The following is a 25344-nucleotide window of genomic DNA, read 5'->3' on the forward strand; positions in this document are numbered from 1 at the left end:
CATGGATATCGCCGAACTGTTGGCGTTTTCGGTCAAGAACAAAGCTTCGGACTTGCACCTGTCGGCGGGCCTGCCGCCGATGATCCGCGTGGACGGTGACGTCCGCCGCATCAACATCCCGGCCCTCGACCACAAGCAGGTCCATGCCCTTGTCTACGACATCATGTCGGACAAGCAGCGGCGCGACTACGAAGAGTTCCTCGAAGTCGACTTCTCGTTCGAGATCCCGGGCCTGGCCCGTTTCCGCGTCAACGCGTTCAACCAGAACCGCGGCGCCGGTGCGGTGTTCCGTACCATTCCCTCGGAAGTGCTGACGCTGGACGACCTGGGTTGCCCGCGCATCTTCAAGGAACTCATCGACCAGCCGCAGGGCCTGATCCTGGTGACCGGTCCGACCGGCTCGGGCAAGTCGACCACGCTGGCGGCGATGCTCGACCACATCAACAAGAACGAATACGCGCACATCCTCTCCGTCGAGGATCCGATCGAATTCGTCCACACCTCGCAGAAGTGCCTGATCAACCAGCGCGAGGTGCACCGCGACACCCACGGCTTCAACGAGGCCCTGCGTTCGGCCCTGCGTGAAGACCCCGACTACATCCTGGTCGGCGAGTTGCGCGACCTCGAAACCATCCGCCTGGCGCTGACCGCCGCGGAAACCGGCCACCTGGTGTTCGCGACCGTGCATACCAGCTCGGCTGCCAAGACCATCGACCGCATCATCGACGTGTTCCCCGCCGGCGAAAAGCCGATGGTCCGCTCGATGCTGTCCGAATCGCTGCGCGCGGTGATCTCGCAGGCGCTGCTGAAGAAGGTCGGCGGCGGCCGTACCGCGGCGTGGGAAATCATGGTCGGCATCCCGGCCATCCGTAACCTGATCCGCGAGGACAAGGTCGCGCAGATGTACTCGGCGATCCAGACCGGCCAGCAGTACGGAATGATGACCCTCGACCAGCACCTGCAGGACCTCGTCAAGCGCGGCCTGATCCTGAAGCCGCAAGCACGCATGTACGCCAAGGACAAGCGGTTGTTCGACTGATGTTTCGTTTCATCCCTTCCCGGCGGATGCGGGAAGGGTTGGGTGGGGGCAGGGATTGCGACGAGCAGCGTCCCCAACGCATTGAGTACCAGAGCCTCCCGGAGGCAAACGCATGAGCACCATCGACTTCACCTCTTTCCTCAAGCTGATGGCGCACCAGAAGGCGTCGGACCTGTTCATCACCGCCGGCATGCCGCCGTCGATGAAGGTCCACGGCAAGATCTCGCCGATCTCGCAGAATCCGCTGACGCCGCAGCAGAGCCGCGACCTCGTCCTCAACGTGATGACGCCGCAGCAGCGCGAGGAGTTCGAAAAGACACACGAGTGCAACTTCGCCATCGGCGTTACCGGCGTCGGTCGTTTCCGTGTGTCGTGCTTCTACCAGCGCAACCAGGTCGGCATGGTCCTGCGCCGCATCGAAACCAAGATCCCGACCGTCGAAGAGCTGAGCCTGCCGCCGATCATCAAGACGCTGGCGATGACCAAGCGCGGCATCATCATCTTCGTGGGTGCGACCGGTACCGGTAAGTCGACTTCGCTCGCCGCGATGATCGGCTACCGCAACATGAATTCGACCGGCCACATCATCACGATCGAGGATCCGATCGAATTCGTGCACAAGCACGAAGGCTGCATCATCACCCAGCGTGAAGTGGGCATCGATACCGATAGCTGGGATGCGGCGCTGAAGAACACCCTGCGCCAGGCGCCCGACGTGATCATGATCGGCGAGGTGCGTACCCGCGAGGGCATGGACCACGCGATCGCCTTCGCCGAAACGGGCCACCTCGTGCTGTGCACCCTGCACGCCAACAACGCCAACCAGGCGATGGACCGCATCATCAACTTCTTCCCTGAAGACCGCCGCGGCCAGCTGTTGATGGACCTGTCGCTGAACCTCAAGGGCGTCGTCGCGCAGCAGCTGATCCCGACACCGGATGGCAAGGGTCGCCGCGTCGCCATGGAAATCATGCTCGGCACCCCGCTGGTGCAGGACTACATCCGCGACGGCGAGATCCACAAGCTGAAGGAAGTGATGAAGGATTCCGTGCAGCTGGGCATGAGGACCTTCGACCAGAGCCTGTTCGAGCTGTACCAGGCGGGCGAAATCTCGTACGAAGACGCGCTGCGTTACGCCGATTCGCAGAACGAAGTGCGCCTGCGCATCAAGCTCGCCCAGGGCGGCGATGCCAGGACGCTGTCGCAGGGGCTGGATGGGGTGGAAGTCGCGGAAGCCCGCTGAAGCCACGCGCCATGCTCACGAAGAGGCCGGGGAAACCCGGCTTCTTTCGTTTCAGGGTGTAGGGACAGGCGCTGGCTTGCAGCGTTGCAGGCGGGGTTTGAACTGGCAAGCATCGCGGAGCACGTGAGTGGCTGACGTGTCCCGCGTGTCTGCGTGACCCGGCCATCCACCTAGGAAACACGCCATGCCAAGCACAGCCAAGCGAATCCTGATCCTCGGCCATGGCGCCATGGGGCAGGCGTTGGAAACGTTGCTTTCGCAACGGCATGAGGTGCTGGCCTGGGACCGCGACCTCACGACAGGCGAGGAAACCCAGCCCCTGGAGGAGGCCGCGCGTGATCGCCAGGTGGTGGTATTTGCCTTGCCGACCCAGCCGCATGACGAGTTGGCCGGGCGGCTGGTGCCATGCCTGCAGCCCGATGCGCTCTGCGTGTCCATCGCCAAGGGGTTGGACGAGCAGGGGCGCACTGCGGCGCAGGTGTTCACGCAGCACTTCGGATCCAGGATTGGGTGGGGCCTGTTTTACGGCCCGATGCTGGCGCGCGAACTCCAGTCGGGCCGTAGTGGGTTCGCTGTCGCCGCAAGCCACCGGCCGGAAGTGGGCGCACGCCTCAAGGCGCTGTTTTCGGGTACGTCCCTGCGGCTTCAAGTGCACGAGGATGTTCCTGGGGCCGCGTGGTCGGCCGTTCTCAAGAACGTCTATGTGCCCCTGGTGGGCGCCGCGGACGGACTGGGCATGGGTGACAACATGCGCGGCTTCCTGATCGCGGCGGCAACGCATGAACTGGCCGACATCGTGGAGCACCAGGGAGGTCGCCGGGAGACCGCCTACACGCTGGCCGGCCTGGGCGACCTGGTGACTTCGGCAACCGGCGCGTCATCCCACCACCGGCGCATCGGCGCCGAACTCGCGGCGGGACGCTGCGGGGAGGTGGCCGCTTCCGGCGCCAACATCCGCAGCGAAGGCGTGCATACCGCGGCCATGGTCCGTGACCACGCCGTGTTCGACTGGCAGCGTTTCGAACTCTTCGCCCTCGTCTGCGCTTTCCTGGACGATCCGGCGCAACTCGAACGAAGGCTGGGTGAATACATCGCCCGTCGCTTCTGAGTTGCAATCCAGCGCCACTCCACCGGCTTCGGCGTGGACGCCAGTCAGTGGCGCTTGAAGTACTGCACTTCGCGTTCGTGTTTTTCGGCGGCGTCGCGGGTCTGGAAAGTCCCCAGGTTCCGTCGCTTGCCGGTGCGGGGGTCCTTCTTGCGCGAGTACAGGCGGTACCCGCCAGAGGGAAGCTTGCGAATCATGCTCCTGTCCTCCCTTGATGGGAGCAAACATCGAAGCATGCCCGCGGTGACAGCAGCGTCGAAGCAGGCCGCCATGTTCAGGACATCCCGAGCGCTCGCCGCCACGGTGGATCCAGCGCCGCGATCGCCGCGAATACCGGGCAGTCTTCGCGATGCGTGCCCGGCAGGTAACCCAGGCTCATCAGGAACTCGTTGGTGATCTCGCCGCCGGTGAAGCGGAACGTCTTCTTGAACAGCTTCACCCAGCCAGCCTTGTCGCGTGCCGCACCGGCATCCATCAACTGCGCATCGAGCCAGCCGGCGAAGCTGCCGTGCCCGGCGCGCAGGCCCTGGATCACCTGCGCATTGTGGATCGCGGCGTCCACCTTGAGCCGGTTGCGGATGATGCCGGCATCGACCAGCAGGCGTTCGCGATCGCGCTCGCCGTAAGCCGCGACCTTGTCCACGTCGAACCCGTGATAGGCGCGACGAAAGCCATCGCGCTTTTTCAGGATGGTTTCCCAGCTCAGGCCGGCCTGGTTGATCTCGAGTACGAGGCGTTCGAACAACACGGATTCATCGCGGCTGGGAAAGCCGTACTCGGTGTCGTGATAGGGGCCATGCAGCGCATGGCCCGGCGCGAAATCGCAATAGCCCGACATGTCACTGGGTGGCAGGCGTGGCGTACTGCGCCAGACCCAGTACATCCAGGCCCTGCTCGAACCGGATGTCCACCGGGATCTTCGCGTCCTTCAACCGGGCGAGGTCGGCCGCGAGTTCCGGCTTGACCACTCCCAGCGTGTCGGTCATGCGCTTGGCTTCGGCGTAGTCGCCGTCGCCCTGCACCGTGAGCAGCTTGGCGCTGAGCGAATTCATCGCCGCGCGCATCTTGTCGAAGTCGACGCGGTAACGGCCATTGGCATCGCGGGTGAACGCCCCGGCGTCGGCGAAATAGTTGAAGCGCAGCATGTTGGCCTTGCCGTGCGCGTCGGCCGCGCCGAAGCGCACCGAGCGCAGGATGCCGGCGAGGAAGGTCACGTAGCTGTCCATGATCTTGGCCTTGTCCATCTCGCCCTTCGCGCTGAGTGCGTCGATCATGTACAGGCCGAGGATGTCGGCCTTGCCTTCCTCGAAGCTGGAGGAATATTCCTTCAGCGCTTCGCCGACCGTGCCTTTGCCAGCCAGGCCGCCCTTATCAAGCACGTGCTTGATGCCCAGGCCGTGCGCGACTTCATGGAACATCGTGTCCTCGAAGAACGCATCGAAGGTCACGTGCTGCAACTGGTCCTGGGCGATCAGCTGCTTCGCGATCGGCATGAGGATGGCGTCGAATTTCGCCTGCATCACGTTTTCAAGCTGCAGGCGGCGCGTGCCCTTGGCGAGCTGCACTTCCTCGTCATTGGGCAGGTTGATCGCGATGGTCTTGGCGCCGACGTTGGCATCGCCGGCGTAATACACCGCTTCGTACGCATTGAGGTCGGCCTTGGACCCGGGCTTCTCGGCCTTGTACCTGGCTTCGACCGGCAATCCCTTCTGCAGTTCGGGCAGGAAGCCGGCGTAGCGGGCGAGCTTCTTGCTCCATTCGGCATCCTTCACCAGGACCAGGCCTTCGTACGCGGCCTTGTAGCCGAACAACTGGTCCTCGTAGGTTTCGATCGGACCGATGACGATGTCCACCGGATTGGTCTTCATCTCCATCCATGCCATGTCGCTTGGACGGAAGTTGTCGTTGAGCAATGCGTCCGCGCGCATGCGCAGGTAATCGGCGAAGCTCTTGTCGCCGCTCAGTTCCGCGGCTTCGCGCAGCAGCGCGGCGGTGCGCTCGAGTTCGGCCTTGTATTCAACGTGGTAGGGGACGGTGATCAGCTTGCCCGCGTCGTCGCGGCGGAGCAGGGTGTAGTTGGACTTCTTGTCCGCGAGGGCGGCGGCTTCGAATTCCTCCTTGGTCATGTCGAGCGGATAGAACGGGCCGCCCGCCGGGCGCGGCTTGATGTTGGCGATGAACGGGGTGTCTTCGTTGAGGCGGTCCCACGGGCCGAAGTTGATGTTCACCAGTTCACGCGTGGCATCGTCGGGCGCCTGCGCAAGCAGTGCGGCGCGGTCACCGTTCCAGGTCTGTTTCCAGGCCAGGTCGTTCATGACGTCGGCGGCCTGCACCAGCTTGGCGATCATGCGCCGGGTGTTCTCGTCGAGGTGCGAGAGGTCGGCCTTCAGCGGCACCACCGCATAGTCTCCGGCATGCGCCTGCGCGTAGGAGGCAGCGGGCGCGGGAGCGGATTGCGTGGCCGTCGGGGCGGCTTCCTGCGCGGCATGCGGCTTGCAGGCGGCCATAGAAAGGCCGGCCAGCGCGGCGAGGCAGCCCAGGACGAGCGGACGAAGATTCGGTGCGGTCATGGCGAGTCGCGGATCGGTCGGGGAAGCCGCCATCCTACGCCCTGCCATTGTGCTTCCGTCATCTGGCGCGAAGGGGCGTGCGCGCTAGAATGCAGCCATGCCCGTGATGCCCGAGCCCCTGACGAACCAGCTGCTGATCGCGTTGCCTGCGCTGGCGGAAACCAACTTCTCGCGCAGCGTGGCGCTGATCTGCCAGCACGACGACGACGGCGCGATGGGCATCGTCGTCAACCGCCCATCCGAGTACACCCTGGGTGAAGTGCTGGGCCAGATGGGCCTCGACGGCGGCACCGAAACGCTCCGCGCGCAACCCGTGCTGGCCGGTGGGCCGGTGCATCCGGAACGCGGCTTCGTCCTGCATGACGGCGGCCCGCGCTGGGATTCCACGCTGGCAATCACCGACAGGCTGTTCCTCACCACGTCCCGCGACATCCTCGAGGCGATGGCGCGCGGCGAAGGCCCGGACAACGCCATCGTCGCGCTGGGTTGCGCGGGGTGGGGGTCGGGCCAGCTGGAGCACGAACTGACCGAAAACGACTGGCTCACGGCGCCGGCCGACGCCGAGCTCCTGTTCGATCTGCCGCTCGAGGCGCGTTGGCAGGCCGCAGCCGGACGCATCGGCGTCGACTTCGCACACCTGGCGGACTACGCCGGGCACGCATGAGCATTCTTAGCGACGGCACCGTGCTCGGCTTCGACGTCGGTGCGCGTCGCATCGGCGTAGCGGTAGGCAGCGCATTCGGATCGGGAGCGCGGGCACTGGCCGTGATCGACGTGCATGGCCATGGTCCCGACTGGGCTTCGATCGAGCGGCTGCGCAGGGAATGGCGTCCGGACGGGTTCATCGTCGGCGATCCGATGACGCTCGAAGGCGGCGACCAACCCGCGCGCACGCGCGCTCACGCCTTCGCCCGCGAGCTGGTCGTGCGCTTCCGGCTGCCGGTGGTCCTCGTGGACGAGCGCGCCAGTTCGATCGAGGCCGCGCAGCGCTTCGCCAGCGACCGGGCGGAAGGACGCAAGCGCCGCCGCGATGCCGAAGCGCTGGACGCCGTGGCGGCCGCGGTCATTGTCGAGCGTTGGCTGGCATCACCGCAGGACGCCACCGAAGTTCCTGCCGATTGAACGGCAATCGCATCCCTTCCCACCTCTGAAGACCAGGCAATGAAGCATCTGCTCACGCTGGACAACCTGCCGCGCGCCGGACTCGAGACCCTGCTGGACCGTGCGCAGGCCTTTGCCGAGGGCGCCGACGCACGCGAGGCACTGGCCGGCGTTGCGGTCTGCACCTTGTTCTTCGAGCCCTCCACGCGCACGCGCCTGAGCTTCCAGCTCGCCGCACAAAGGCTGGGCGCGTACGTACTCAACTTCGACGCATCGACGTCCTCGGCGACGAAGGGCGAAACCGACCTGGATACCTTCAGGACCATCGAGGCGATGGGCGTGCGCGGGTTCGTGGTCCGCCACAAGGTCGATGGCGCCGTGGCTGCGCTCGCCGCCGCCGCGAAGCCTGGCGTCGCGCTGCTCAACGCCGGCGATGGCCGCAGCGCGCATCCCACGCAGGGGCTGCTCGACATGCTCACGCTGCGGCAGGCCAAGGGGAAGGATTTCGCAAAGCTCAAGGTGCTGATCGTTGGCGACGTCAAGCACTCGCGCGTGGCGCGCTCGGACCTGCATGCACTGCGCGCCCTGGGTGCGGGCGAAATCCGGGTCTGCGCGCCGGCGTCGCTGCTGCCGGATGACGGCACGCTGCAGGGCTGCGTGGTCACGCAGGATTTCGACGCCGCCCTGGAAGGCGTCGATGCGGTGATGATGCTGCGCATCCAGCGCGAGCGCATGGAGGGCGGCCTGATCGCCTCGCTCGATGACTACCACCGCGAATATGGGTTGACGGCATCCCGCCTGCGTCGCGCGGCGCCGGATGCGGTCGTGATGCATCCGGGGCCGATGAACCGTGGGGTCGAGATCACCGATGACGTGGCCGACGGGCCGCAGTCGCTGATCCTGCGTCAGGTTGGCAATGGCGTGGCGGTGCGAATGGCGGCGCTGGAGGCGCTGTTGGGCCGCTGAGGCGCTGGTTGCTTCAGGGCTGGGCAATCCACAGGCCCAATGCCGCGCAGTTCGCGACGACCGCCATCCAGAAGCCCATGCGGTAACTTGTCTTGCGCGTCTTGTGTCGCATTACGCGTTGGGCGATGAGGGCGCCGGGCCAGCCTCCCAGCAACTCAAGTGCATGCAGCGTGCTTTCCGGGCGTCCGCCAACGGCCACGCTCGGCCGCATGCTTGTCGAACGCGTAGGCGAGGTAAGTAGTCGCGCTCAAGAACGCAATGCAAAGCCGGCCATGACGGGCAACTGCCCTGCATGGATGGCCCATCCGATGAAGCCGGCAAATGCGCAGACCAGCAGCGGCGCCCCCACGAATCAGCGCAACAGGATGATCGTCGCCAACCCCAGGAACGCGAGGAACCCCATCACGTCGGTGACGGTGGTCAGGATCACGCCACCCGCCAATGCGGGATCGAGGTTCATGCGCTTGAGCGTCAGCGGCACCAGCACGCCGGCGCTCGCGGCGAAGAGCAGGTTGAGCGTCATGGCGATGCCGATGACCAGCGCGAGCATCGGTTCGCGGAACCAGGCCCAGGTGGCGAGGGCGACAACGCTGCCGAGGGCGACGCCATTCATCGCGGCGACGCGCAGCTCCTTCCACATCAGCGTCCGTACGTTGGAGGCGCCGACCTGGCCCAGGGCGAGGCCGCGCACCATCAGTGCGAGCACTTGGGTACCGGCGTTACCGCCCATGCCGGCGACAATCGGCATCAGCACGGCGAGGGCGACGATGTGGTCGATCGTGCCCTGGAACTGGCCGACCACGCTCGAGGCGAGGAACGCCGTTCCCAGGTTGATGCCCAGCCATACGATGCGACGGCGCCACGCGCGTGGCACGGGAGAAAAGAGGTCTTCGTCCTCGTCAAGGCCCGCGGCACCCAGCGCCTGGTGCTCGGCCTGGCTGCGGATGATGTCGACGACGTCGTCGATGGTGATGCGGCCGAGCAGGATGTTGTTGTCGTCGACGACCGGCGCGGAAATCCAGTCATGGTCGGAGAACTGGCGTGCAACTTCGTCGGCGGATTCCTCCACCCCGATCGCGGGCTGCTCGTCGTCGATCAACTGGTTGATCGGCGTGGTGGCGTCGTGGGTCAGCAGCGCCTGCAACGCGATGCGGCCGAGGTACTGGTGGCGGCGGCTGACGACGTAGAGGTGGTCGGTGTGCTCGGGAAGTTCGCCGCGCAGGCGCAGGTAGCGCAGCACGACGTCGACGGTGGTGTCGGCACGCACCGTCACCACGTCCGGATTCATCAGGCGGCCGGCGGTGTCCTCGTCGTAGGACAGCACCTGTTCCAGGCGCTCGCGGTTCTCGCGGTCCATCGACTTGAGCACTTCGTCGATGACGGTGTCGGGCAGGTCCTCGACGAGGTCGGCGAGGTCGTCGATGTCGAGGTCCTCGACGGCGGCCACGATCTCGTCTGGGTCCATTTCCGCGAGCAGGCTTTCGCGCACCTCGTCGCCGACGTGGACCAGCACTTCGCCGTCGTCTTCGGCATCGACCAGCCCCCACACCACCGTGCGCTTGGCCGGCGGCAGCGATTCCAGCAGGTTGCCGATCTCGGCCGGCGACAGCGTGTTGACCAGCCGGCGCACGGGACCGAGGCGACCGGAATCGAGTGCGTCCGAGAGCAGACGCAACTGGCGCGCGGTCTTGTCGTGGCGGACGGCTTCGGCCATGCGGCGCTCCCGTAGGCATAAGCCGCATCCACGGGGATGCGACCGGGCGTTATGCGTTCATGCCGACATTATGACGGCGCAGGCCGATGCTGCCCACCCCGTCGAAGCGTCCAATCCCGAAATGGCCGGTTACTGGTCCGGGCAATGGGATTTCACCCAGGCCTCGATGCCGACGCGATCGCGTGCGCGCATCAGCAGGGGCAGATGCTTGCGCAGGGCAGCGAGGTCGCACTCGCGGATCACCCGGCGGACTTCCAGCAGTGTGTTCGGGTGCAGGCTGAATTCAGTGAGGCCGAGCGCCAGCAGCAATGGCGCATAGAGCGGATCCCCGGCCATTTCCCCGCACACGGCGATGGGCTTCTGGCGCAGGCGGGACAGCCGGATCACATCGCGCAGCAGGCGCAATACGGCGGGGTGCAGGGGGGTATAGAGATGCGCCAGCGCCTCGTTGTTGCGGTCGGCCGCGAGCAGGTACTGCACGAGGTCGTTGGTGCCGATAGACAGGAAGTCGACGCTGCCGATGAAGCCGGGCAGCGCGAGTGCGGCCGCCGGTACCTCGATCATCGCGCCCAGGGGCACATGCTCGGCGATCTCGTGGCCCTGGATGCGCAGCTCGCGGGCGATGCGCTTGAGCTGGGAGCGTACTTCGCGGATTTCCTCGCGCGAGGTCACCATCGGTACCAGCACGCGCAACGGCCCGTAACCCGAGGCGCGCAACAATGCCCGCAGCTGCGTTTCCAGCAGCGGCCTGCGCGCCAGCGAGAGCCGCACGCCACGCAGGCCAAGCGCGGGATTGGGTTCGTCGCGCAAGGCCAGGCCGGTGCGGTCGGCCTTGTCCGCGCCCAGGTCCAGCGTGCGGATCGTGACCGGTCGTCCGCTCATGCCAAGCACGACATCGCGGTAGGCGCGGAACTGTTCTTCCTCGTCCGGCAGTTCGTTGCGCTGCAGGAACAGGAATTCGGTGCGATACAGGCCGATGCCGGTGGCGCCCAGCGCGTGCGCTTCGGCGACGTCCTCGCGCGATTCGGCATTCGCGTAGAGGTTGATATCCACCGCATCGATGGTGCGCGTGGGCTCGCGGCGCAGGCGATGCAGTTCCTTGCGCTCGCGGATGTACTCGCGCTCGCGCGTGCGATGCGTGCGCAGGTCGGCCGGGCCGGGCTCGACCACCACCAGGCCGCTGCCGCCATCGACGACCAGTGCATCGCCGTCGTTGATCCTGAGCAGGGCGCCGGGCACGCCGACGATGAGTGGCAGGTGCAGGCTGCGGGCGAGGATGGCGCTGTGCGACAGCGTGCTGCCTGCGGCGGTGATGACCGCAACCACACCCTGCGCCTGCAGCTGCGCGAGTTCGGCGGGGGCGACGTTGTCGGTGATGAGGATCTCGCCGGCAACGCCTTCGGCGCCCTCCTTGCGGTTGTGCAGGGCAGCGTGGATGCGGCCGACGACCTGGTCGATGTCGTCGATGCGGCTGCGCAGGTAGGCATCGTCCATGCCGGCGAAGACGGCAGCGATGCGGTCGCGTTGCAGGCGCAGGGCGTAGTCGGCGGTGTAGCGGCCGGTGCGGATCAGGCTGTCGAGGCCCTGCAGCAACTCGGGGTCGTCCAGCAGCAGGGCGTGCAGGTCGAGGAACTCGCCGATCTCATGCGCGAGCGCGCCATGCAGGCGCTGGCGCAGCACGTGCATTTCCGCGCGGACGGTGTCGATTGCGCGCTGCAGGCGGGCGCGTTCGGCTTCGACCTTGGCCTCTGGAATGTGCTCCTCGGCGACTTCGAGCACATGCGGCAGGCGCACGCGGGCGCGACCCAGGGCGCTGCCGCGCGATGCTCCAATGCCTTTGAACTCCTGCCGCATCGCGTGCGGTTCCTCAGCTGTCTTCGTCGAAGCGGCGCTCGAACAGCGCACACACCGCTTCGGCCGTGGCGTCCTCGTCTTCGCCTTCCACGCGCAGCTTCACCTGCGTGCCCTGGCCGGCGGCGAGCAGCATCACTCCCATGATGCTCTTGGCGTTCACTTCGCGGCCCTTGGCCGTGAGGGTGGTGGTGCTGCGGTAGGCGGACAGCAGTTGCACGAGCTTGGCGGTAGCGCGTGCGTGCAGGCCGAGGCGATTGCTGACGGTGAGTTCGCGTTCGATCATCGTCTAGGCCTCGTCAACGATCACGCCATTGCGCGCGCCGGCGCCAGCGACCATGGGTAGTTCGTCGAGGTCCTCCTCGGCGTAGTTCATGACGCGCAGCAGCATCGGCAGGCTCAGCGCGGACACGCGGCGCACCGGCGTGCCCAGTCGCGCGACCTTGGCCGCGAGATTGCTCGGCGTGGCGCCGTAGAGGTCGGTCAGTACCAGGACGCCCTGGCCGCCGTCGACGCGGCGCAGGGCCGCGCTGGCCAGCGGGAGCAGGGCGTCAGGGTCGCCTTCGAACGGCACCTCCAGCACCTCGGTGCGCAGGGGCAGCGTGCGTAGCAGGCGCGTCGCCACGGCCAGGATGGCCGAGCCGATGCCTTCGTGGGTGATGAGGAGAATGCCGACGGACATGCCCTGCAACTTAACAGAGCCGGGTTACCGTCCGGAAGCACCGGAAGCGCCGCGCCCGAACCCGCACTGGGATGCCGGCCGGCGATTCAGTCCAGTTCGCGGTGGTGGACGGCGACTTCCTCCCAGCCGTTCTGCCGCGCATGCTCGGCCAGCCGTTCGGCCAGGTAGACCGAGCGATGGCGGCCGCCGGTGCAGCCGAAGGCGACGGTGACGTAGCTGCGCGTGCCCTCCGATTGCAGCTTGGGCAGCCAGGTGTCGAGGAAGGCCGAGACCTGTTCGACGAATTTCGCCACGTCCGCCTCGGCGTCCAGGTAGTCGCGGACGCCCGCATCGCGGCCGGACAGCGGACGCAGGGTGGCATCCCAGTGCGGGTTCGGGAGCGCGCGCGCGTCGAAGACGAAGTCGGCGTCGCTGGGCACGCCGCGGCGATAGGCGAAGGATTCGAACAGCAGGGAAACCGCTGTGGTGCCGCCGATGGCGAACTCCGTGACGACGTGCCGGCGCAGCTTGTGCACGTTCATGCTGCTGGTATCGACCACCGCATCGGCGACTTGCCGCAGCGGGCGCAGTACCTGGCGCTCGAGCGCGATCGCATCGAGCAACGACAGGCCAAGCTGGCTCAATGGATGGCGGCGCCGGGTATCGGCATAGCGCTTGAGCAGGACCTCGTCGCTGGCATCGAAGAAGACCAGCTTGGGGTCCATGCCCATCGCCCCCACGGCCGACAGCCAGGTCGGAAGGTTGGTGAGGTCCCGGCGATTGCGCACGTCGATGCCGACGGCCAGCTTCTCCGGCGAATTGCTGTCGCTGTTCACGCTCTGCACGAATTGCGGCAGCAGTTCGGCGGGCAGGTTGTCGACGCAGTAGAAGCCCAGGTCCTCGAAGGTATTGAGCGCGACCGACTTTCCCGAGCCGGACATGCCGCTGACGATGACGAGGGTGGATGGTGGCGTGGTATTCACGTTGTGGTCGCGTCGCGTGGATGTAGGCGCACGGTCATTCCGCGCGTTCGAGGAAATGGCTGTGCCGCGCCATGAAGGCCGCCGCCGGGTCCACGCCCTTCGCACGCAGGATGTGCGTACGCGTCGCGGCTTCGGTCAGCACCGCGAGGTTGCGGCCCGGCATGACCGGCAGGGTGATGATCGGCACGTCGAGATCGAGCACGCGGCGCGAGCCCAGGTCGCCGGTCAGCCGCTCCAGCCCACCGGGCTGCGGTTCCAGCGCCGGCTTGGTGAGGTGCACGATCAGGCGCAGGTATTTGTTCTTCTTGACCGAGGTGTCGCCGAACATCTGCCGCACGTTGAGTACGCCCAGGCCGCGCACTTCCAGCAGGTCCTGCAACAGTTCCGGGCAGGCGCCGTCGAGGACGTCGGGCGCGATCTGGGTGAATTCGGGGGCATCGTCGGCGACCAGGCGGTGGCCGCGCGTCACCAGTTCCAGCGCGAGCTCGCTCTTGCCGGAGCCGGATTCGCCGGTGATGAGCACGCCGATCGAGTAGATCTCCATGAAGACGCCGTGCAGCGTCACCCGCGGTGCGAGCTTGCGCGCGAGGTGGTACTGCAGGTGGTTGAACAGTTCGTGTCCGCGCCGCGGCGATACCCAGAGCGGCGTGTCGCTCTCCTCGGCGAGGCGGCGCAGGTCTTCCGGACAGGACTGGTCCTTGCTGATGACCAGCGCCAGCGGGCGGAAGTCGATGATCTTGACGATCGTGTCCCAGCGCTGGCGTGAATCAAGCGCATCCAGCCAGGCCAGTTCCTCGCTGCCGAGGATCTGCACCTTGTTGGGATAGATGATGTTGAGGTACCCGGCCAGCGAAGGACGGCGCGCCACCGTATCGACGGCCTCGAGCACGCGTTGCCCGCCGGTGCGCTTGCCCGCCAGCCAGCGCAATCCCAGCTTGTCGCGTTGCTGTTCGAAAAGCTGCGCTGCGCTGATGCTCAGGTTCATGCCGCCGCTCCGCGTGTCGCCCCGGGCAATGGTAACTGGCGGAACGCGACCGTGCGGCTGCCCGGGCGCAAAAGCAAGCGGGGGCGGATTCCGTGGAATCCGCCCCCGGCGTGGAATCTGGCGGAGCCGACCAGGCGAGCGTGCCGCTCCGCCGGATGGCTCAGGCGAAGTCGCCGCTGCGGGCGAGGCTTTCACCGCGATGATGGTCGACTATTTTTTCCTTGTGCTTCATGAGCAGCCGGTCGAGCTTGTCGGCGAGCAGATCGATGGCGGCATACATGTCGACGGCGGCGGCATCTGCATGCAGCACGCGTCCGGAAACGGTAACGGTTGCCTCGGCCTTGTGATCGGGTTTGTCGAGACTGAGCATGGTGCGTACGTCGAAGGGTTGGTCGAAGTGGCGTTTCAGTCGCGCCAGCTTGCTGTCCACGTAGTCTCGCAGCGCGCCGGTGACTTCAATCTGCTGGCCGTGGGTTTCGATACGCATCGTTACCTCCTTATGGTCACTGGCTACGGTGACCCCATTCAACGCCTGTTTTGCGCGAATGGCAATGCGACGTAATGCAGGGGGAAAGGAGGTCGGAAAAAACCGTTACGCGGTCACGCTTATGGCCGGTTCTGCAGGGTTCCGGGAGCCTGCGCAGCGTGTCTCAGATACGCACGCGATCCTGCGAAGACGGGATGCTCATTGCTTCCCGGTACTTTGCGACCGTTCGTCGGGCCACGGGAACGCCGGTGGCCTTCAGTGTTTCGGCCAGGCGCGCGTCCGAGAGCGGCTTGCGCGGGTTCTCCGCGTCGATCAATTGACGAATCATGGCCTGAATGGCGGTACTGGACGCTTCACCACCCGTCCCGGTGTCGATCCCGGAGGCGAAGAACGAGCGCAGTGGGATGGTTCCGCGCGGCGTGCGCGCGTACTTGCGGGCCACGGCGCGTGAAACGGTGGACTCATGCAGGCCGATTTCGGCGGCGACCTCGCGCAGCGTCAGCGGCCGCAGCGCGCTGTCGCCGAACTCGAGGAAGGCTGCCTGCTGGTGCAGGAGGCAACGCATTACCTTGAGCAGGGTTTCGCCACGCGCTTCCAGGCTCTTGAGGAGCCAGCGTGCTTCCTGCAGATGGCCGCGCAGGTAATGGGCATCCGCGGCGCTGGCGTGGCGGATCATGCCCTCGTAACCGCGATGGATGCTGATGCGCGGGCGCATGCTTTCGGCCAGCGCGACGCGCCACAGGCCGTGCTGGCGCCAGATCACCACGTCGGGTGCGACGTAGGTGTCATTGCTGATGCTGCCGACCTGCAGCCCCGGCTTGGGATCGAGCGAGCGCAGCAGTTGCACTGCCGATTCGACATCGCCGATGTCCAGCTTGAGTTCGGCCGCGATGCCGGCCATTCCCACCTTCGGCAGGCGTTCGAGCGGACCATTGGCGAGCGTGTGCGCCAGTGTCCTGCCGGGTGCGTTCTCGGGCAGCACGGACAACTGCAGGCGCAGGCACTCGCCCAGCGTGCGCGCACCGACGCCGGCTGGATCGAAGCGTTGCACCTGGTGCAACACGGTGAGGATTTCGTCCTGCTGCGGATGGAAATCGGCGCCCAGTGTGTCTGCGATGTTTTCCAGCGGCTCGCGCAGGTAGCCGTCGTCTTCGATCGCCTCGATGACGGTGACGGCAATGATGCGGTCGCGCGGCGAAAGCGGGCTGAGGTGAAGTTGCCATAGCAGGTGGTCCTGCAGGGTTTCGCCCTCGGCCACCTGTTCAGCGCCGGGGATATCTTCGTCGGCGTCAGCAGGGCCTGTGCGTTCGTACCAGGTTTCACCATCGCCCGGTCCCCAGTTGGCCTCGGCTGGCGCGAGGGTTTCGGTTTCGTAGCCATCGTCGCTCTTGGTGCTGGCGGTGCCGTCTGGGGCGGTTTCGCCATCGGCGACGGCGATGCTGGTTTCGGTCCAGTCCAGTAACGGATTGGTTTCAACCGCCTCGGCGATCTCGGTTTCCAGTTCGGCCGCGGACAATTGCAACAGGCGGATGGCCTGCCGCAGTTGCGGCGTCATCACCAGTTGTTGTCCCAGTGTTGCCTGTAGGCGGGGCTTCATAGGAAGTGTGAACGGATTCTGGCGGGGCCGACGGCCGGTCCGTCATGGGGGATCGACGTCATGATGCACGGCGATGCGCGGTGCGTCGATGCCGCCCGTTCAGCGCGATGGCGAAGGACTACGGTTCCGGAACCGGGATCACAGCCGGAACGTGTCACCCAGGTAGACGCGGCGCACGTCGGGATTCGACAGCAGCGCATCAGGCGAACCCTGCGCAAGCACGGCGCCCTCGTTGAGGATGTAGGCGCGGTCGCAGATGCCAAGTGTCTCGCGGACGTTGTGGTCGGTGATGAGTACGCCGATGCCGCGGTTCTTGAGGTGGCGGACGATGCGCTGGATCTCGCCGACGGAAATCGGATCGACGCCGGCGAAAGGCTCGTCGAGCAGCATCAGCCGCGGCTTCGCGGCGAGCGCGCGCGCGATCTCGACGCGGCGGCGTTCGCCACCGGAGAGGCTTGCGCCGATCTGGTCCGCGACGTGGCCGATCTGGAGTTCATCCATCAGGTTGCCCAGTTCCTTCTCGATGCCGGCCTTGTCGAGGTCCTCGCGCAGTTCGAGTACGAGCCGGATGTTGTCGGCGACACTGAGCTTGCGGAATACCGATGGTTCCTGCGGCAGGTAACCGACGCCGTGCTTGGCGCGGGCGTACATCGGATCGGAGGTGATGTCCTTGCCATCGAGCACGATCTGCCCGGCATCAGCGGGCACCAGGCCGACGATCATGTAGAAGCACGTGGTCTTGCCGGCGCCGTTGGGGCCGAGCAGCCCCACGACTTCACCGGCATCCAGGGTGAGGGCGAAATCGCGGACGACCTCGCGGGAACGATAGGCCTTGCGCAGGCCCTTGGCAGCCAACATCAGTTGCTCCCCGGCTTCTGGGGGGCGGGCTTGGTGGGAGCCGGGGCCGGCTGCGGGTTGCGCGGCTGGATCGTCATCTTTACCCGGCCGGTACTGTCGGAACTGCTGTTCACCATGCCCGTCTTCATGTTGTAGACCACGCGCGGGCCGGAGAGGCTGCCGCGTGGCTGTTGGATGTTGACCTTGTCGGTGAAGACCACGACATCGCTGACGAGGTCGTAATCCACGCGCCCCGCCGTGGCATTCATGGGGGTGCCGTCATCCAGTTGCTGGCTGAGCTTGACCGGGCCGCCGGTAAGGACCGCCCGCACCGGGTCGCCGCCGCGGGTGGTGACGGTCGCGGTATCCGCCTGGATCTTCAGCGAGCCCTGGGTGATGTTCACGCCTTGCGACAGCACGGTCGGCTGGCGATCGTCCAGCCCGCCGGCGGATGCGCCGGCCTCGATATCCATGGCCTGGTTGCGGTCCGACGATTTGGCCCACGCACCCGGCGTCAGCAGGAACAGGGTGCTCGCGCCGGCAAGGATTGCGGCGGCGAGGGGCTTAACGAGCGGTCGGGACATAGCGATGGTGGACCTCGGACTTGAACGAGTATTGCTTGCTGGCCAGATCCAGCTGCAGGCCACGGCCGGTCAGTATAGAGCCCGGCCGGGTGACCACGACCTGACCCTGGGCGCTGGCACGCCGGGCATCGGGGTATACCGTCAGTTCGCGCGAGGCGATCTTGGTGCTCGGGCCACTCGCGCCGGAGCTGACCCCTTTCACGTCGCCCTGCAGGCGCAGTTCGTCGCCGTCTGCACTGACCCAGCCATCCTTCGCGCGCACTTCCCAGGCATCATTTCCCGCGCCCTGGCCCGGCGGAATCAGGAATAGCGGCGTGGCGATGTCCAGCGTCTTCTTCTCCGGATCGCGCGCCAGGCGCGGTGCCCGCAGGGTGAAGGATTCCTTGCCCTCCGCGTTCAGGGCCGTGAGTTCGAAATCGATCAGCACGTAGTCCGCGCGCGCGGCCGCGCCGGTGATGGCGGCATCCTTGCTGCGCTGGTTCCAGACCGACCAGCCGCTGGCGAGTGCGCCCAGCAGCAGCAGGATCGTGACGACCGCGCGCCAGTTCATGCGGTGCCCTCGATGCGTTCGCCCTGCAACCGGGTGACTTCGGCGAGCAACGCTTCGGCATGACCCTGAGCGGCGAGTACGAGGTCGCAGAACTCGCGCGCGGCGCCGTGGCCGGCGAGGGCGCTCGTGCGCCAGTGCACGCGCTCGCGTACCCAGGCGTGTGCATCCGAAGGCGCAACCGAGAAGCCGACCTGCGCCATCACCCGCAGGTCCGGTAGGTCGTCGCCCATGAAGGCGACTTCGTCCAGCCCGATGCCCAGCCGCGCCGCGATCTCCTGCACGCAGGCGAGCTTGTCCTTCACCGCGGTGTGCGCTTCGAGGCCGAGTTCAGCAGCGCGCTGCTCGGCGATGACGCTGGTGCGCGCGGTGACGAAGGCAACCGCTATCCCCGACTTGCGCAACAGCACCAGGCCTTGGCCGTCATGCACGTGGAAGGCCTTCAGTTCGCCGCCCTTGCTGTCGAAGAACAGCCTGCCGTCGGTCAACGTGCCGTCCACGTCGAAGCACGCAAGCCGCACGCGCGCGGCGCGCTGGCGGATGTCGGCGGGGTAATCGTTGAGGTGGCTGTAGGGCATGGAGTCTGGTTGGGGTTGGGTGGAACAAACAGTGTGGGCGGCAATGCGGGTTGCAGGAGCTGGCCGCCGTGCAGGGCTTTAGACCACCCTTGCCCGCAACAGGTCATGAATGTTCAGCGCACCGACGACGCGGCGATCGGCGTCGATCACCAGCAGGCCACCAATCTTGTGGGCTTCCATCAGTTGCGCGGCTTCGACGGCCAAGGCCTCGGAGCCGATGGTCTTCGGCGCACGCGTCATCACCTCGGCAATGCGTGTGCTGCGCATGTCGATGTCCGCATCGTCGAGGGTGCGGCGCAGGTCGCCGTCGGTGAAAAGCCCCAGCAGTTTGCCTTCGGAATCCACAATCGCCGTCATGCCCAGGCGCTTGCGGCTCATCTCGACCAGCGCTTCGCTCAACGTGGCATCGGCCTGGACGCGCGGCACATCGTCTCCGGCGTGCATCACGTCGGAGATGTGCAGCAGCAGTCGGCGGCCCAGCGCGCCGGCGGGGTGCGAGCGGGCAAAGTCGTCGGCGGTGAAGCCGCGCGCGTCCAGCAGTGCCACCGCCAGCGCATCGCCCATCGCCAGCGAGGCGGTGGTGCTCGATGTCGGGGCAAGGTCGAGCGGGCAGGCCTCGGCCGGCACGCTGACATCCAGGTGCACATCGGCTTCGCGTGCCATGGAGGACTGCGGCCGCCCGGTCATCGCGATCAGCTTGTTGCCCTGCCGGCGCAGGACCGGGAGCAGCAGCAGGATCTCGTCGCTTTCCCCCGAGTACGACAGCGCGAGCACAACGTCGGCGTCGGTGATCATGCCCAGGTCGCCGTGTGCGGCTTCACCGGGATGCACGTAGAAGGCCGGAGTGCCGGTCGAGGCCAGCGTCGCCGCGATCTTGCGGGCGATATGGCCGGACTTGCCCATGCCGGTGCAGACCACGCGGCCCCGGGTCTCCAGCATCAGGCGGCAGGCGGCGCTGAACTCGCCATCCAGGCGGGCAGCCACGGCTGCCAGGGCCTGGGCCTCGATGGCAAAGACGCGGCGGCCGCTATCGGCCAGGCCGGCGGCGGTGGAATCGGGCAGGGGACGTGAGGGCGAAGTCGCCATTTCGGACATTGCCATTTAAGCCCGGGGGGCTTTCCGTTAGGCTAATCCGTTCATTTTATGCGCAAAGCGCCGTGCGATGCCCGCCCGGCGCCCCCGCAAGCTGGAACACACCCAATTGAACGCCGATACCATCCGCCATCTGATCGAACAGGGCCTGCCGGGCGCCCGCGCTGACGTGCGCGGTGACGACGGGGTGCACTTCGAAGCCACCGTCGTGTCCGAAGCTTTCCGCGGCAAGCTGCCGCTGGCCCGCCACCGCATGGTGTACGCGACCCTCGGCGAACGCATGGGCGGTGAGATCCACGCGCTCGCCCTGAAGACGGTCACGCCGGACGAGGCTGCCTGAGATGCAGAAGATCCTGGTGGAAGGCGGCCAGCCGTTGAACGGCGAGGTCCAGATCTCCGGCGCCAAGAACGCCGTGCTCCCGATCCTGTGCGCCACCCTGCTGGCGGACGAACCGGTTGAAATCAGCAACGTCCCGCACCTGCACGACGTGGTGACCACGGCCAAGCTGCTCGCGGGGCTCGGAGCGGGCATCACCATCGACCAGGGCACCATCGGCAAGGGCAGCGAAAGCGGGGTCATCGTCGACCCGCGCAGCGTCAACAGCCATGTCGCCCCGTACGAGCTGGTCAAGACCATGCGTGCGTCGGTGCTGGTGCTGGGCCCGCTGCTGGCCAAGTACGGCGACGCCGAAGTCTCGCTGCCCGGCGGCTGTGCGATCGGTTCACGCCCGGTCGACCTGCACATCAAGGGGCTGCAGGCGCTGGGCGCGGACATCAGCGTGGATCACGGTTTCATCAAGGCCAGCGCGAAGCGCCTGAGGGGCGCGCGGCACGTGTTCGACATGGTCAGCGTGGGTGCGACCGAGAACGTGCTGATGGCGGCGACCCTCGCCGAAGGCACCAGCGTGCTCGAAAACGCGGCGATGGAACCGGAGATCGTCGATCTCGCCGAATGCCTGAAGGCGATGGGCGCGAAGATCGAAGGCGCCGGTACCGGCCGGATAGTGGTCGAGGGCGTCGAACGCCTGCACGGCGGCAAGCATGCCGTGGTGGCCGATCGCATCGAAACCGGCACGTTCCTGGTCGCCGCCGCCATGACCGGCGGTCGCGTGACCGCACGCAAGACGCGGCCGGACACGCTCGACGCCGTGCTCGACAAACTTACGGAAGCCGGTGCCGAGATCACCGTCGACGGCGATCGAATCACCCTCGACATGCGCGGCCGGCGCCCGAAGGCAGTGAACCTCACCACCGCGCCGCATCCGGCCTTCCCGACCGACATGCAGGCACAGTTCATGGCGATGAACTGCATTGCCGAAGGCGTCGGCGTGATCAACGAGACGATCTTCGAAAACCGCTTCATGCACGTCAACGAACTGCTGCGCCTCGGCGCGGACATCCGCGTCGACGGCCACACCGCGGTGATTCGAGGCGTGCAGCAGCTCAGCGGCGCCCCGGTGATGGCGACCGACCTGCGCGCTTCGGCTTCCCTGATCCTCGCCGGCCTGGTCGCCGATGGCGAAACGGTCATCGACCGCATCTACCACCTCGACCGTGGCTACGAGAACATCGAGGAGAAATTGTCCGGACTCGGCGCCCGGATTCGGCGCATCAGCTGAGGGGTTGCCCTTCGGCGGAAACAAAAAGACCCCGCGCTGCGGGGTCTTTTCTTTCCAGTCGGCGCCGCATCACCCGGCGCGGAAAAACCACTGCCTGGTCAATGCAATGCCTGCAGTCGCAGATCCATTTCGTCCTGGCCATCCCTGCGGCGCAGGATGCGCGCGGGCACTGGCATGCCGTCCACGACCCACAGCACTTCCTGCTTGTCGCCGTCGACGCGCGTCACCTTGGTGGCGGTGCGCGCCTTGCCGGCGATGGTGATGGTCTCCTTGCCCAACACCTGGTAGTTCAGCTGCTTGACGCGGCCGTCGTCGACCATGCGGTACTGCAGGGGCTTGCCTGCCGGCACATCGCGGGCGATGGCCAGGTTGATCAGCATCGCGTCGAGATCGCCGCTCTGCAGCTTCACGGGACCGGCGCGATCGGCTTTCACGTCGCCCGTCCAGCGCGCCTCGCCGCGCGTCCAGTCGTAGATGGCGTTCGTCTGCTTGCGCTTCACCAGCAATGCGGAAGTATCGGTGTTGGAGACCGGCCGCCACTTGCCGTTGCTGTCCTCGAATACGGTGGTCTGGTTGAGGTTGGCCATCGAACCGCCGATGTCGAGGCTGTAGCGCCAGCGATTGCCGCCCGCCTGCGCCAGCACCATGTGGCCGATGCCTTGGATACCCATGTAATTGGCCGCGTAGTCGGCGGTGAATGGCTTCACTTCGCCAGCGGTCGCCATCGCGCTGGAGGCGTAAAGGGTTGCAGCCACCAGCAGCGGTTTCATGAACAAGGCCTTCAAATTCGTCATCGTCATTGTGCTCCCTTGTATTCCACCAGGCGCAGGTCGTACGTGTCCTGCCCGTTCTCGCGTTGCAGCATGCGGACGGGCGTTGGCACGCCGTCCACGACCCAGATCAGTGTTTCCTCGTTGCCGGACTGCACGCGCTGCACGCGCATCGCGCTATAGCTCAACTCGCCGACCTTCACATCATCGAGTTGGGTGGAAACGTCGTAGCGGTGGTCGCGCGCGCGCCCGTCGTCCACGAAGCGGTATTGCATCGACCGGCCGGGCTGGGCATCGCGCACGACCGCCAGGTTGATCAGCAAGCCACTCTGGTCGCCGTCCTGCAGGGTAACCGGAGCGCTTCGGGATTCCTTCACATCGCCGGTCCAGCGCGCCTGGTGCGAGCGCCAATCGTAGACGCCCACGGTCTGCCGCTTCGTGAACAGGGTCTTGCGCAGCGTGCTCTGCGCGAGCGGCCGGTAGCGCGTACCCGCCACGTCGAAGACGGTGCTTTGCTGTGCGGCGATGCCGGCGATGCCGGCCAGCCCCCGGGTGCCGCGCACGTTGAGGTCGACGCGCCAGCGACGGTCGTCGTTCCTGACGACCTGCATCACGGCATCGCCGAGGACGTGGTCGCCCTTGAACACCTGGTATTGCGCGATGAACGGCTCGAGCGGGCGCGGATCCGTCGCAGCGCCGGAGGTGGCCGCCGCAGTCAGCCCCGGCGAAGACAGCACGGCCAGGGCCAGCAGGACTTTGCGGGAGAACATCATGCAGTCGGTTCCTGGACCAGGTGGTTGCGGGCATCGAGCTGCAATGGTGCCGCGAGCGGATGACCGTTGAAATGCACGCCATGGTCGATCCACGCGATGCGACCCCCGGCGAGTTCGCGCAGCGTCGCCACCAGCAGCGGATGTTCGCGCTGCAGCACCCGCTCGGCCAGGGTCGCGGCGTCGTCGCCCGCTTCCACCGGTACGCGTACCTGGGTGATCACCGGGCCGCCATCCAGTTCCGGCGTGACGAAATGCACGCTGGCGCCGTGCACGCTCGCGCCCGCATCGAGCGCCTGCTGGTGCGTGCGTAGGCCCTTGAATTCGGGCAGCAGCGAGGGATGGATGTTGATCATGCGGCCGGTCCGGGCAGCGACGGCGGGGTCGCTGATCAGGCGCATATATCCGGCACAGACGATGAGATCGGGCTGAACTGCGTCGACCAGGCTGAACAGGTGTTCATCGAAATCGGTGCGCGAGGCGAACTCGCGCGGCGCAAGTGACTGCGCGCGGATCCCGGCATTGCGGGCGTGCGCCAGCGCGGGGGCGGCGCGCCGGTCGGAAAACACGCCGACGACCGTGGCATCGAGTTCGCCGCGCGTGATCGCCTCGAGGATGGCCAGCAGGTTGCTGCCACGGCCGGAAGCGAGGATGGCCAGGCGCATCACGCCGGCGCGAACAGCGACTTGGCCGATGGCCTGGTCAGCACGATGAGCGTGAAGATGCCCAGCACGGTTCCGAATGGCATGAATGCGCAGCTGATCGCGGCCATCACCAGGCAGAACGTATGGCGACGCCGCTGGCGCAGGCATCGACCGGCGTAGGCGAGCAGTGCGCTGAAGGTCAGCCCGAAAAGGATGAAGGCACCGCCGATTGCGACGAATATCCAGCCGAACATGGCCGGGTCTGGCTCGCCCGGCTTGTGCGGGAAATGCCCCGTCACCATCGCCAGGCCCATCGCGAGATGGATCACCGGGATCAGCGAGAACAGCGCACTCATCCCCGCGACCACGTAGTGGAATATTCCCAGCAGGTCGAGGTGCTGCTGGTCCTGCGATGGGTTCAGGTAGGTCGTGCTCAAGGCATGCCGCTCGCGGGGAGGTTGTCGTTGACGTGAAGCGGGCTCGCGTCCGGTGGAACGGAACGCGGACCTGCAGCCATCAGGAGATGCGCAGCCGCTCGCCGCTGCCTGCAGTCGTGACCTGGCCGATCTGCCAATGCGGCAGGCCAAGGCGATCCAGGTCGGCGTTGATCGCGGCCACTGCATCCGGCGCCACCATCAACACGAAGCCGATGCCGCAGTTGAAAGTGCGCCACATCTCCTCGCGCGGCACGTTGCCTTCGCGCTGCAGCCAGTCGAACACCGGCGGCAGCGGCCACGACGATGTGTCGATTTCCAGTGCGAGCGACGGGGGCACCACGCGGATGATCTTTTCCACCAGTGCGCCACCGGTGACGTGGGCCATGGCGTGGATGTCGTGCCTGGCCAGCAGTTCCAGCACCGGCTTCACATAGATGCGGGTGGGCTCCATCAGCGCGTCGGCCAGCTTCACGCCACCCACGTCGATGTCCAGACCGCCGCTATCGGGCGTGGCGCCGGCGCGGGCGAGGATCTTGCGGATCAGGGAATAACCATTGGAATGCGGGCCGCTCGAGGCGATGCCGACAAGCACATCGCCCGCGCGCACGCGGCTGCCATCGATGAGCTTCGCCTTCTCGACCGCGCCGACGGTGAAGCCGGCCAGGTCGTATTCGCCCGGCGGATACATGTCGGGCATCTCCGCGGTCTCGCCGCCGATCAGTGCGCAACCGGCGATCTCGCAGCCCCTGGCGATGCCGCCGACCACGTCGACCGTGGTGGCCACCTCGAGCTTGCCGGTGGCGAAGTAGTCGAGGAAGAACAGTGGCTCGGCGCCCTGCACCAGCACGTCGTTCACGCACATGGCCACGAGGTCGATGCCGATGGTGTCGTGGCGGTTGAGCTGCTTGGCGAGGATCAGCTTGGTGCCGACGCCGTCGGTGCCGGACACCATGACCGGCTCGCGATACTTGCCCGAGAGGTCGAACAGGCCGCCGAAGCCGCCGATGCCGCCGCCGAGGACTTCCGGGCGCAGGGTCCGCCGGATCGCGGGCTTGATGCGTTCGACGACTTCGTTGCCTGCGTCGATGTCGACGCCGGCATCGCGGTAGGTCATCGGGGTGGATGCGGGCGGCGTGGGATTGGTCACAGGGGGGATCGCGGGAC

General features: G+C 66.5%; 29 protein-coding genes and 1 pseudogene. 8 read left to right on the plus strand and 22 right to left on the minus strand.

Going from position 1 to position 25344, the window contains the following annotated elements; all coding sequences use genetic code 11:
• Position 1: 1 nt before the first annotated feature.
• From ACXJJ9_RS02030 to ACXJJ9_RS02040, 3 genes are all read left to right on the plus strand, one after another.
• A complete protein-coding gene (locus ACXJJ9_RS02030; RefSeq protein WP_310051334.1) occupies positions 2–1039 on the plus strand; it encodes a type IV pilus twitching motility protein PilT in 1038 nt (345 codons plus the stop codon).
• Between the two features lie 112 nt (positions 1040–1151).
• Positions 1152–2282 (plus strand): PilT/PilU family type 4a pilus ATPase, encoded by a 1131-nt coding sequence (locus ACXJJ9_RS02035; RefSeq protein WP_457095611.1) that lies wholly within the window; start codon positions 1152–1154, stop codon positions 2280–2282.
• Between the two features lie 184 nt (positions 2283–2466).
• Positions 2467–3390, plus strand: a complete 924-nt coding sequence (locus tag ACXJJ9_RS02040; RefSeq protein ID WP_457095612.1) for a hypothetical protein — start codon at positions 2467–2469, stop codon at positions 3388–3390.
• Positions 3391–3434: 44 nt separating this feature from the next.
• Here ACXJJ9_RS02040 and ACXJJ9_RS02045 read toward each other — a convergent pair whose 3' ends face one another.
• From ACXJJ9_RS02045 to ACXJJ9_RS02055, 3 genes are all read right to left on the minus strand, one after another.
• Entirely contained in the window at positions 3435–3584 is a 150-nt protein-coding gene (locus ACXJJ9_RS02045) for a hypothetical protein (protein ID WP_310051340.1), read from the minus strand.
• Positions 3585–3661: 77 nt separating this feature from the next.
• Positions 3662–4225, minus strand: a complete 564-nt coding sequence (locus ACXJJ9_RS02050) for a DNA-3-methyladenine glycosylase I (protein WP_457096140.1) — start codon at positions 4223–4225, stop codon at positions 3662–3664.
• Position 4226: 1 nt separating this feature from the next.
• Positions 4227–5957, minus strand: coding sequence for a dipeptidyl-peptidase 3 family protein (locus ACXJJ9_RS02055; protein WP_457095613.1), 1731 nt, complete (start codon positions 5955–5957; stop codon positions 4227–4229).
• A 97-nt stretch (positions 5958–6054) separates the two neighbouring features.
• Between ACXJJ9_RS02055 and ACXJJ9_RS02060 the strand changes: the two genes are divergently transcribed.
• The 3 genes from ACXJJ9_RS02060 to ACXJJ9_RS02070 are packed head-to-tail and all read left to right on the plus strand — an operon-like array spanning position 6055 to position 8024.
• Positions 6055–6621 (plus strand): YqgE/AlgH family protein, encoded by a 567-nt coding sequence (locus tag ACXJJ9_RS02060; protein ID WP_310051346.1) that lies wholly within the window; start codon positions 6055–6057, stop codon positions 6619–6621.
• Positions 6618–7079 (plus strand): Holliday junction resolvase RuvX, encoded by a 462-nt coding sequence (gene ruvX / locus ACXJJ9_RS02065; RefSeq protein WP_457095614.1) that lies wholly within the window; start codon positions 6618–6620, stop codon positions 7077–7079. The genes ACXJJ9_RS02060 and ruvX overlap by 4 nt, the downstream gene beginning before the upstream one ends.
• A 39-nt stretch (positions 7080–7118) precedes the next feature.
• A complete protein-coding gene (locus ACXJJ9_RS02070) occupies positions 7119–8024 on the plus strand; it encodes an aspartate carbamoyltransferase catalytic subunit (RefSeq protein WP_457095615.1) in 906 nt (301 codons plus the stop codon).
• A gap of 127 nt (positions 8025–8151) precedes the next feature.
• Here ACXJJ9_RS02070 and ACXJJ9_RS02075 read toward each other — a convergent pair.
• The 14 genes and pseudogenes from ACXJJ9_RS02075 to ACXJJ9_RS02140 form a co-directional block, all read right to left on the minus strand.
• Positions 8152–8235: pseudogene (locus tag ACXJJ9_RS02075) on the minus strand (DUF1294 domain-containing protein); the annotation flags it as partial.
• A 141-nt stretch (positions 8236–8376) separates the two neighbouring features.
• A complete protein-coding gene (gene mgtE / locus ACXJJ9_RS02080; RefSeq protein ID WP_457095616.1) occupies positions 8377–9738 on the minus strand; it encodes a magnesium transporter in 1362 nt (453 codons plus the stop codon).
• Between the two features lie 129 nt (positions 9739–9867).
• Positions 9868–11592, minus strand: coding sequence for a phosphoenolpyruvate--protein phosphotransferase (gene ptsP / locus ACXJJ9_RS02085; protein ID WP_457095617.1), 1725 nt, complete (start codon positions 11590–11592; stop codon positions 9868–9870).
• 13 nt (positions 11593–11605) lie between these two features.
• Positions 11606–11875: an HPr family phosphocarrier protein gene (locus ACXJJ9_RS02090; RefSeq protein WP_310051358.1), complete on the minus strand. Its 270-nt coding sequence runs from the start codon at positions 11873–11875 to the stop codon at positions 11606–11608.
• 3 nt (positions 11876–11878) lie between these two features.
• Positions 11879–12271 (minus strand): PTS sugar transporter subunit IIA, encoded by a 393-nt coding sequence (locus tag ACXJJ9_RS02095; protein WP_310051360.1) that lies wholly within the window; start codon positions 12269–12271, stop codon positions 11879–11881.
• A gap of 86 nt (positions 12272–12357) precedes the next feature.
• On the minus strand, positions 12358–13233 hold the full coding sequence (rapZ, locus tag ACXJJ9_RS02100; RefSeq protein ID WP_457095618.1) for an RNase adapter RapZ: 876 nt from the start codon (positions 13231–13233) through the stop codon (positions 12358–12360).
• Positions 13234–13267: 34 nt separating this feature from the next.
• The gene (hprK, locus tag ACXJJ9_RS02105) at positions 13268–14218 is read right to left on the minus strand and encodes an HPr(Ser) kinase/phosphatase (RefSeq protein WP_310051365.1); all 951 of its coding nucleotides are present in this window, start codon (positions 14216–14218) and stop codon (positions 13268–13270) included.
• A 160-nt stretch (positions 14219–14378) separates the two neighbouring features.
• Positions 14379–14705 (minus strand): ribosome hibernation-promoting factor, HPF/YfiA family, encoded by a 327-nt coding sequence (hpf, locus tag ACXJJ9_RS02110; protein ID WP_310051367.1) that lies wholly within the window; start codon positions 14703–14705, stop codon positions 14379–14381.
• Positions 14706–14868: 163 nt separating this feature from the next.
• Positions 14869–16302, minus strand: a complete 1434-nt coding sequence (locus ACXJJ9_RS02115) for an RNA polymerase factor sigma-54 (RefSeq protein ID WP_457095619.1) — start codon at positions 16300–16302, stop codon at positions 14869–14871.
• Between the two features lie 138 nt (positions 16303–16440).
• Entirely contained in the window at positions 16441–17160 is a 720-nt protein-coding gene (gene lptB, locus ACXJJ9_RS02120) for an LPS export ABC transporter ATP-binding protein (RefSeq protein ID WP_457095620.1), read from the minus strand.
• Positions 17160–17723, minus strand: coding sequence for a lipopolysaccharide transport periplasmic protein LptA (gene lptA / locus ACXJJ9_RS02125; protein ID WP_457095621.1), 564 nt, complete (start codon positions 17721–17723; stop codon positions 17160–17162). The genes lptB and lptA overlap by 1 nt, the downstream gene beginning before the upstream one ends.
• A complete protein-coding gene (lptC, locus tag ACXJJ9_RS02130; protein ID WP_457095622.1) occupies positions 17704–18273 on the minus strand; it encodes an LPS export ABC transporter periplasmic protein LptC in 570 nt (189 codons plus the stop codon). The genes lptA and lptC overlap by 20 nt, the downstream gene beginning before the upstream one ends.
• The gene (locus ACXJJ9_RS02135) at positions 18270–18848 is read right to left on the minus strand and encodes a KdsC family phosphatase (RefSeq protein ID WP_457095623.1); all 579 of its coding nucleotides are present in this window, start codon (positions 18846–18848) and stop codon (positions 18270–18272) included. The genes lptC and ACXJJ9_RS02135 overlap by 4 nt, the downstream gene beginning before the upstream one ends.
• 78 nt (positions 18849–18926) lie before the next feature.
• The gene (locus tag ACXJJ9_RS02140) at positions 18927–19934 is read right to left on the minus strand and encodes a KpsF/GutQ family sugar-phosphate isomerase (RefSeq protein ID WP_457095624.1); all 1008 of its coding nucleotides are present in this window, start codon (positions 19932–19934) and stop codon (positions 18927–18929) included.
• 115 nt (positions 19935–20049) lie between these two features.
• Between ACXJJ9_RS02140 and ACXJJ9_RS02145 the strand changes: the two genes are divergently transcribed.
• Positions 20050–20280, plus strand: coding sequence for a BolA family protein (locus ACXJJ9_RS02145; protein ID WP_457095625.1), 231 nt, complete (start codon positions 20050–20052; stop codon positions 20278–20280).
• Between the two features lies 1 nt (position 20281).
• Complete coding sequence (gene murA / locus ACXJJ9_RS02150; RefSeq protein WP_457095626.1) at positions 20282–21559, plus strand: UDP-N-acetylglucosamine 1-carboxyvinyltransferase; 1278 nt, start codon at positions 20282–20284, stop codon at positions 21557–21559.
• 98 nt (positions 21560–21657) lie between these two features.
• On the opposite strand, the gene ACXJJ9_RS02155 is transcribed toward murA, so the two are convergent.
• The 5 genes from ACXJJ9_RS02155 to purM form a co-directional block, all read right to left on the minus strand.
• Positions 21658–22329, minus strand: coding sequence for a DUF3108 domain-containing protein (locus ACXJJ9_RS02155; protein WP_457096141.1), 672 nt, complete (start codon positions 22327–22329; stop codon positions 21658–21660).
• Positions 22330–22355: 26 nt separating this feature from the next.
• Positions 22356–23102: a DUF3108 domain-containing protein gene (locus ACXJJ9_RS02160; protein ID WP_457095627.1), complete on the minus strand. Its 747-nt coding sequence runs from the start codon at positions 23100–23102 to the stop codon at positions 22356–22358.
• Entirely contained in the window at positions 23099–23764 is a 666-nt protein-coding gene (purN, locus tag ACXJJ9_RS02165; RefSeq protein ID WP_457095628.1) for a phosphoribosylglycinamide formyltransferase, read from the minus strand. Before purN ends, ACXJJ9_RS02160 begins: the two co-directional genes overlap by 4 nt.
• Positions 23764–24180, minus strand: coding sequence for a hypothetical protein (locus tag ACXJJ9_RS02170; protein ID WP_457095629.1), 417 nt, complete (start codon positions 24178–24180; stop codon positions 23764–23766). The genes purN and ACXJJ9_RS02170 overlap by 1 nt, the downstream gene beginning before the upstream one ends.
• A 79-nt stretch (positions 24181–24259) precedes the next feature.
• Positions 24260–25327 carry a phosphoribosylformylglycinamidine cyclo-ligase gene (gene purM, locus ACXJJ9_RS02175; RefSeq protein WP_457095630.1) on the minus strand — a complete coding sequence of 356 codons (1068 nt, stop codon included), beginning with the start codon at positions 25325–25327 and terminating at the stop codon, positions 24260–24262.
• Positions 25328–25344: the final 17 nt, after the last annotated feature.

The organism is Lysobacter sp. P5_B9 (assembly GCF_054049835.1).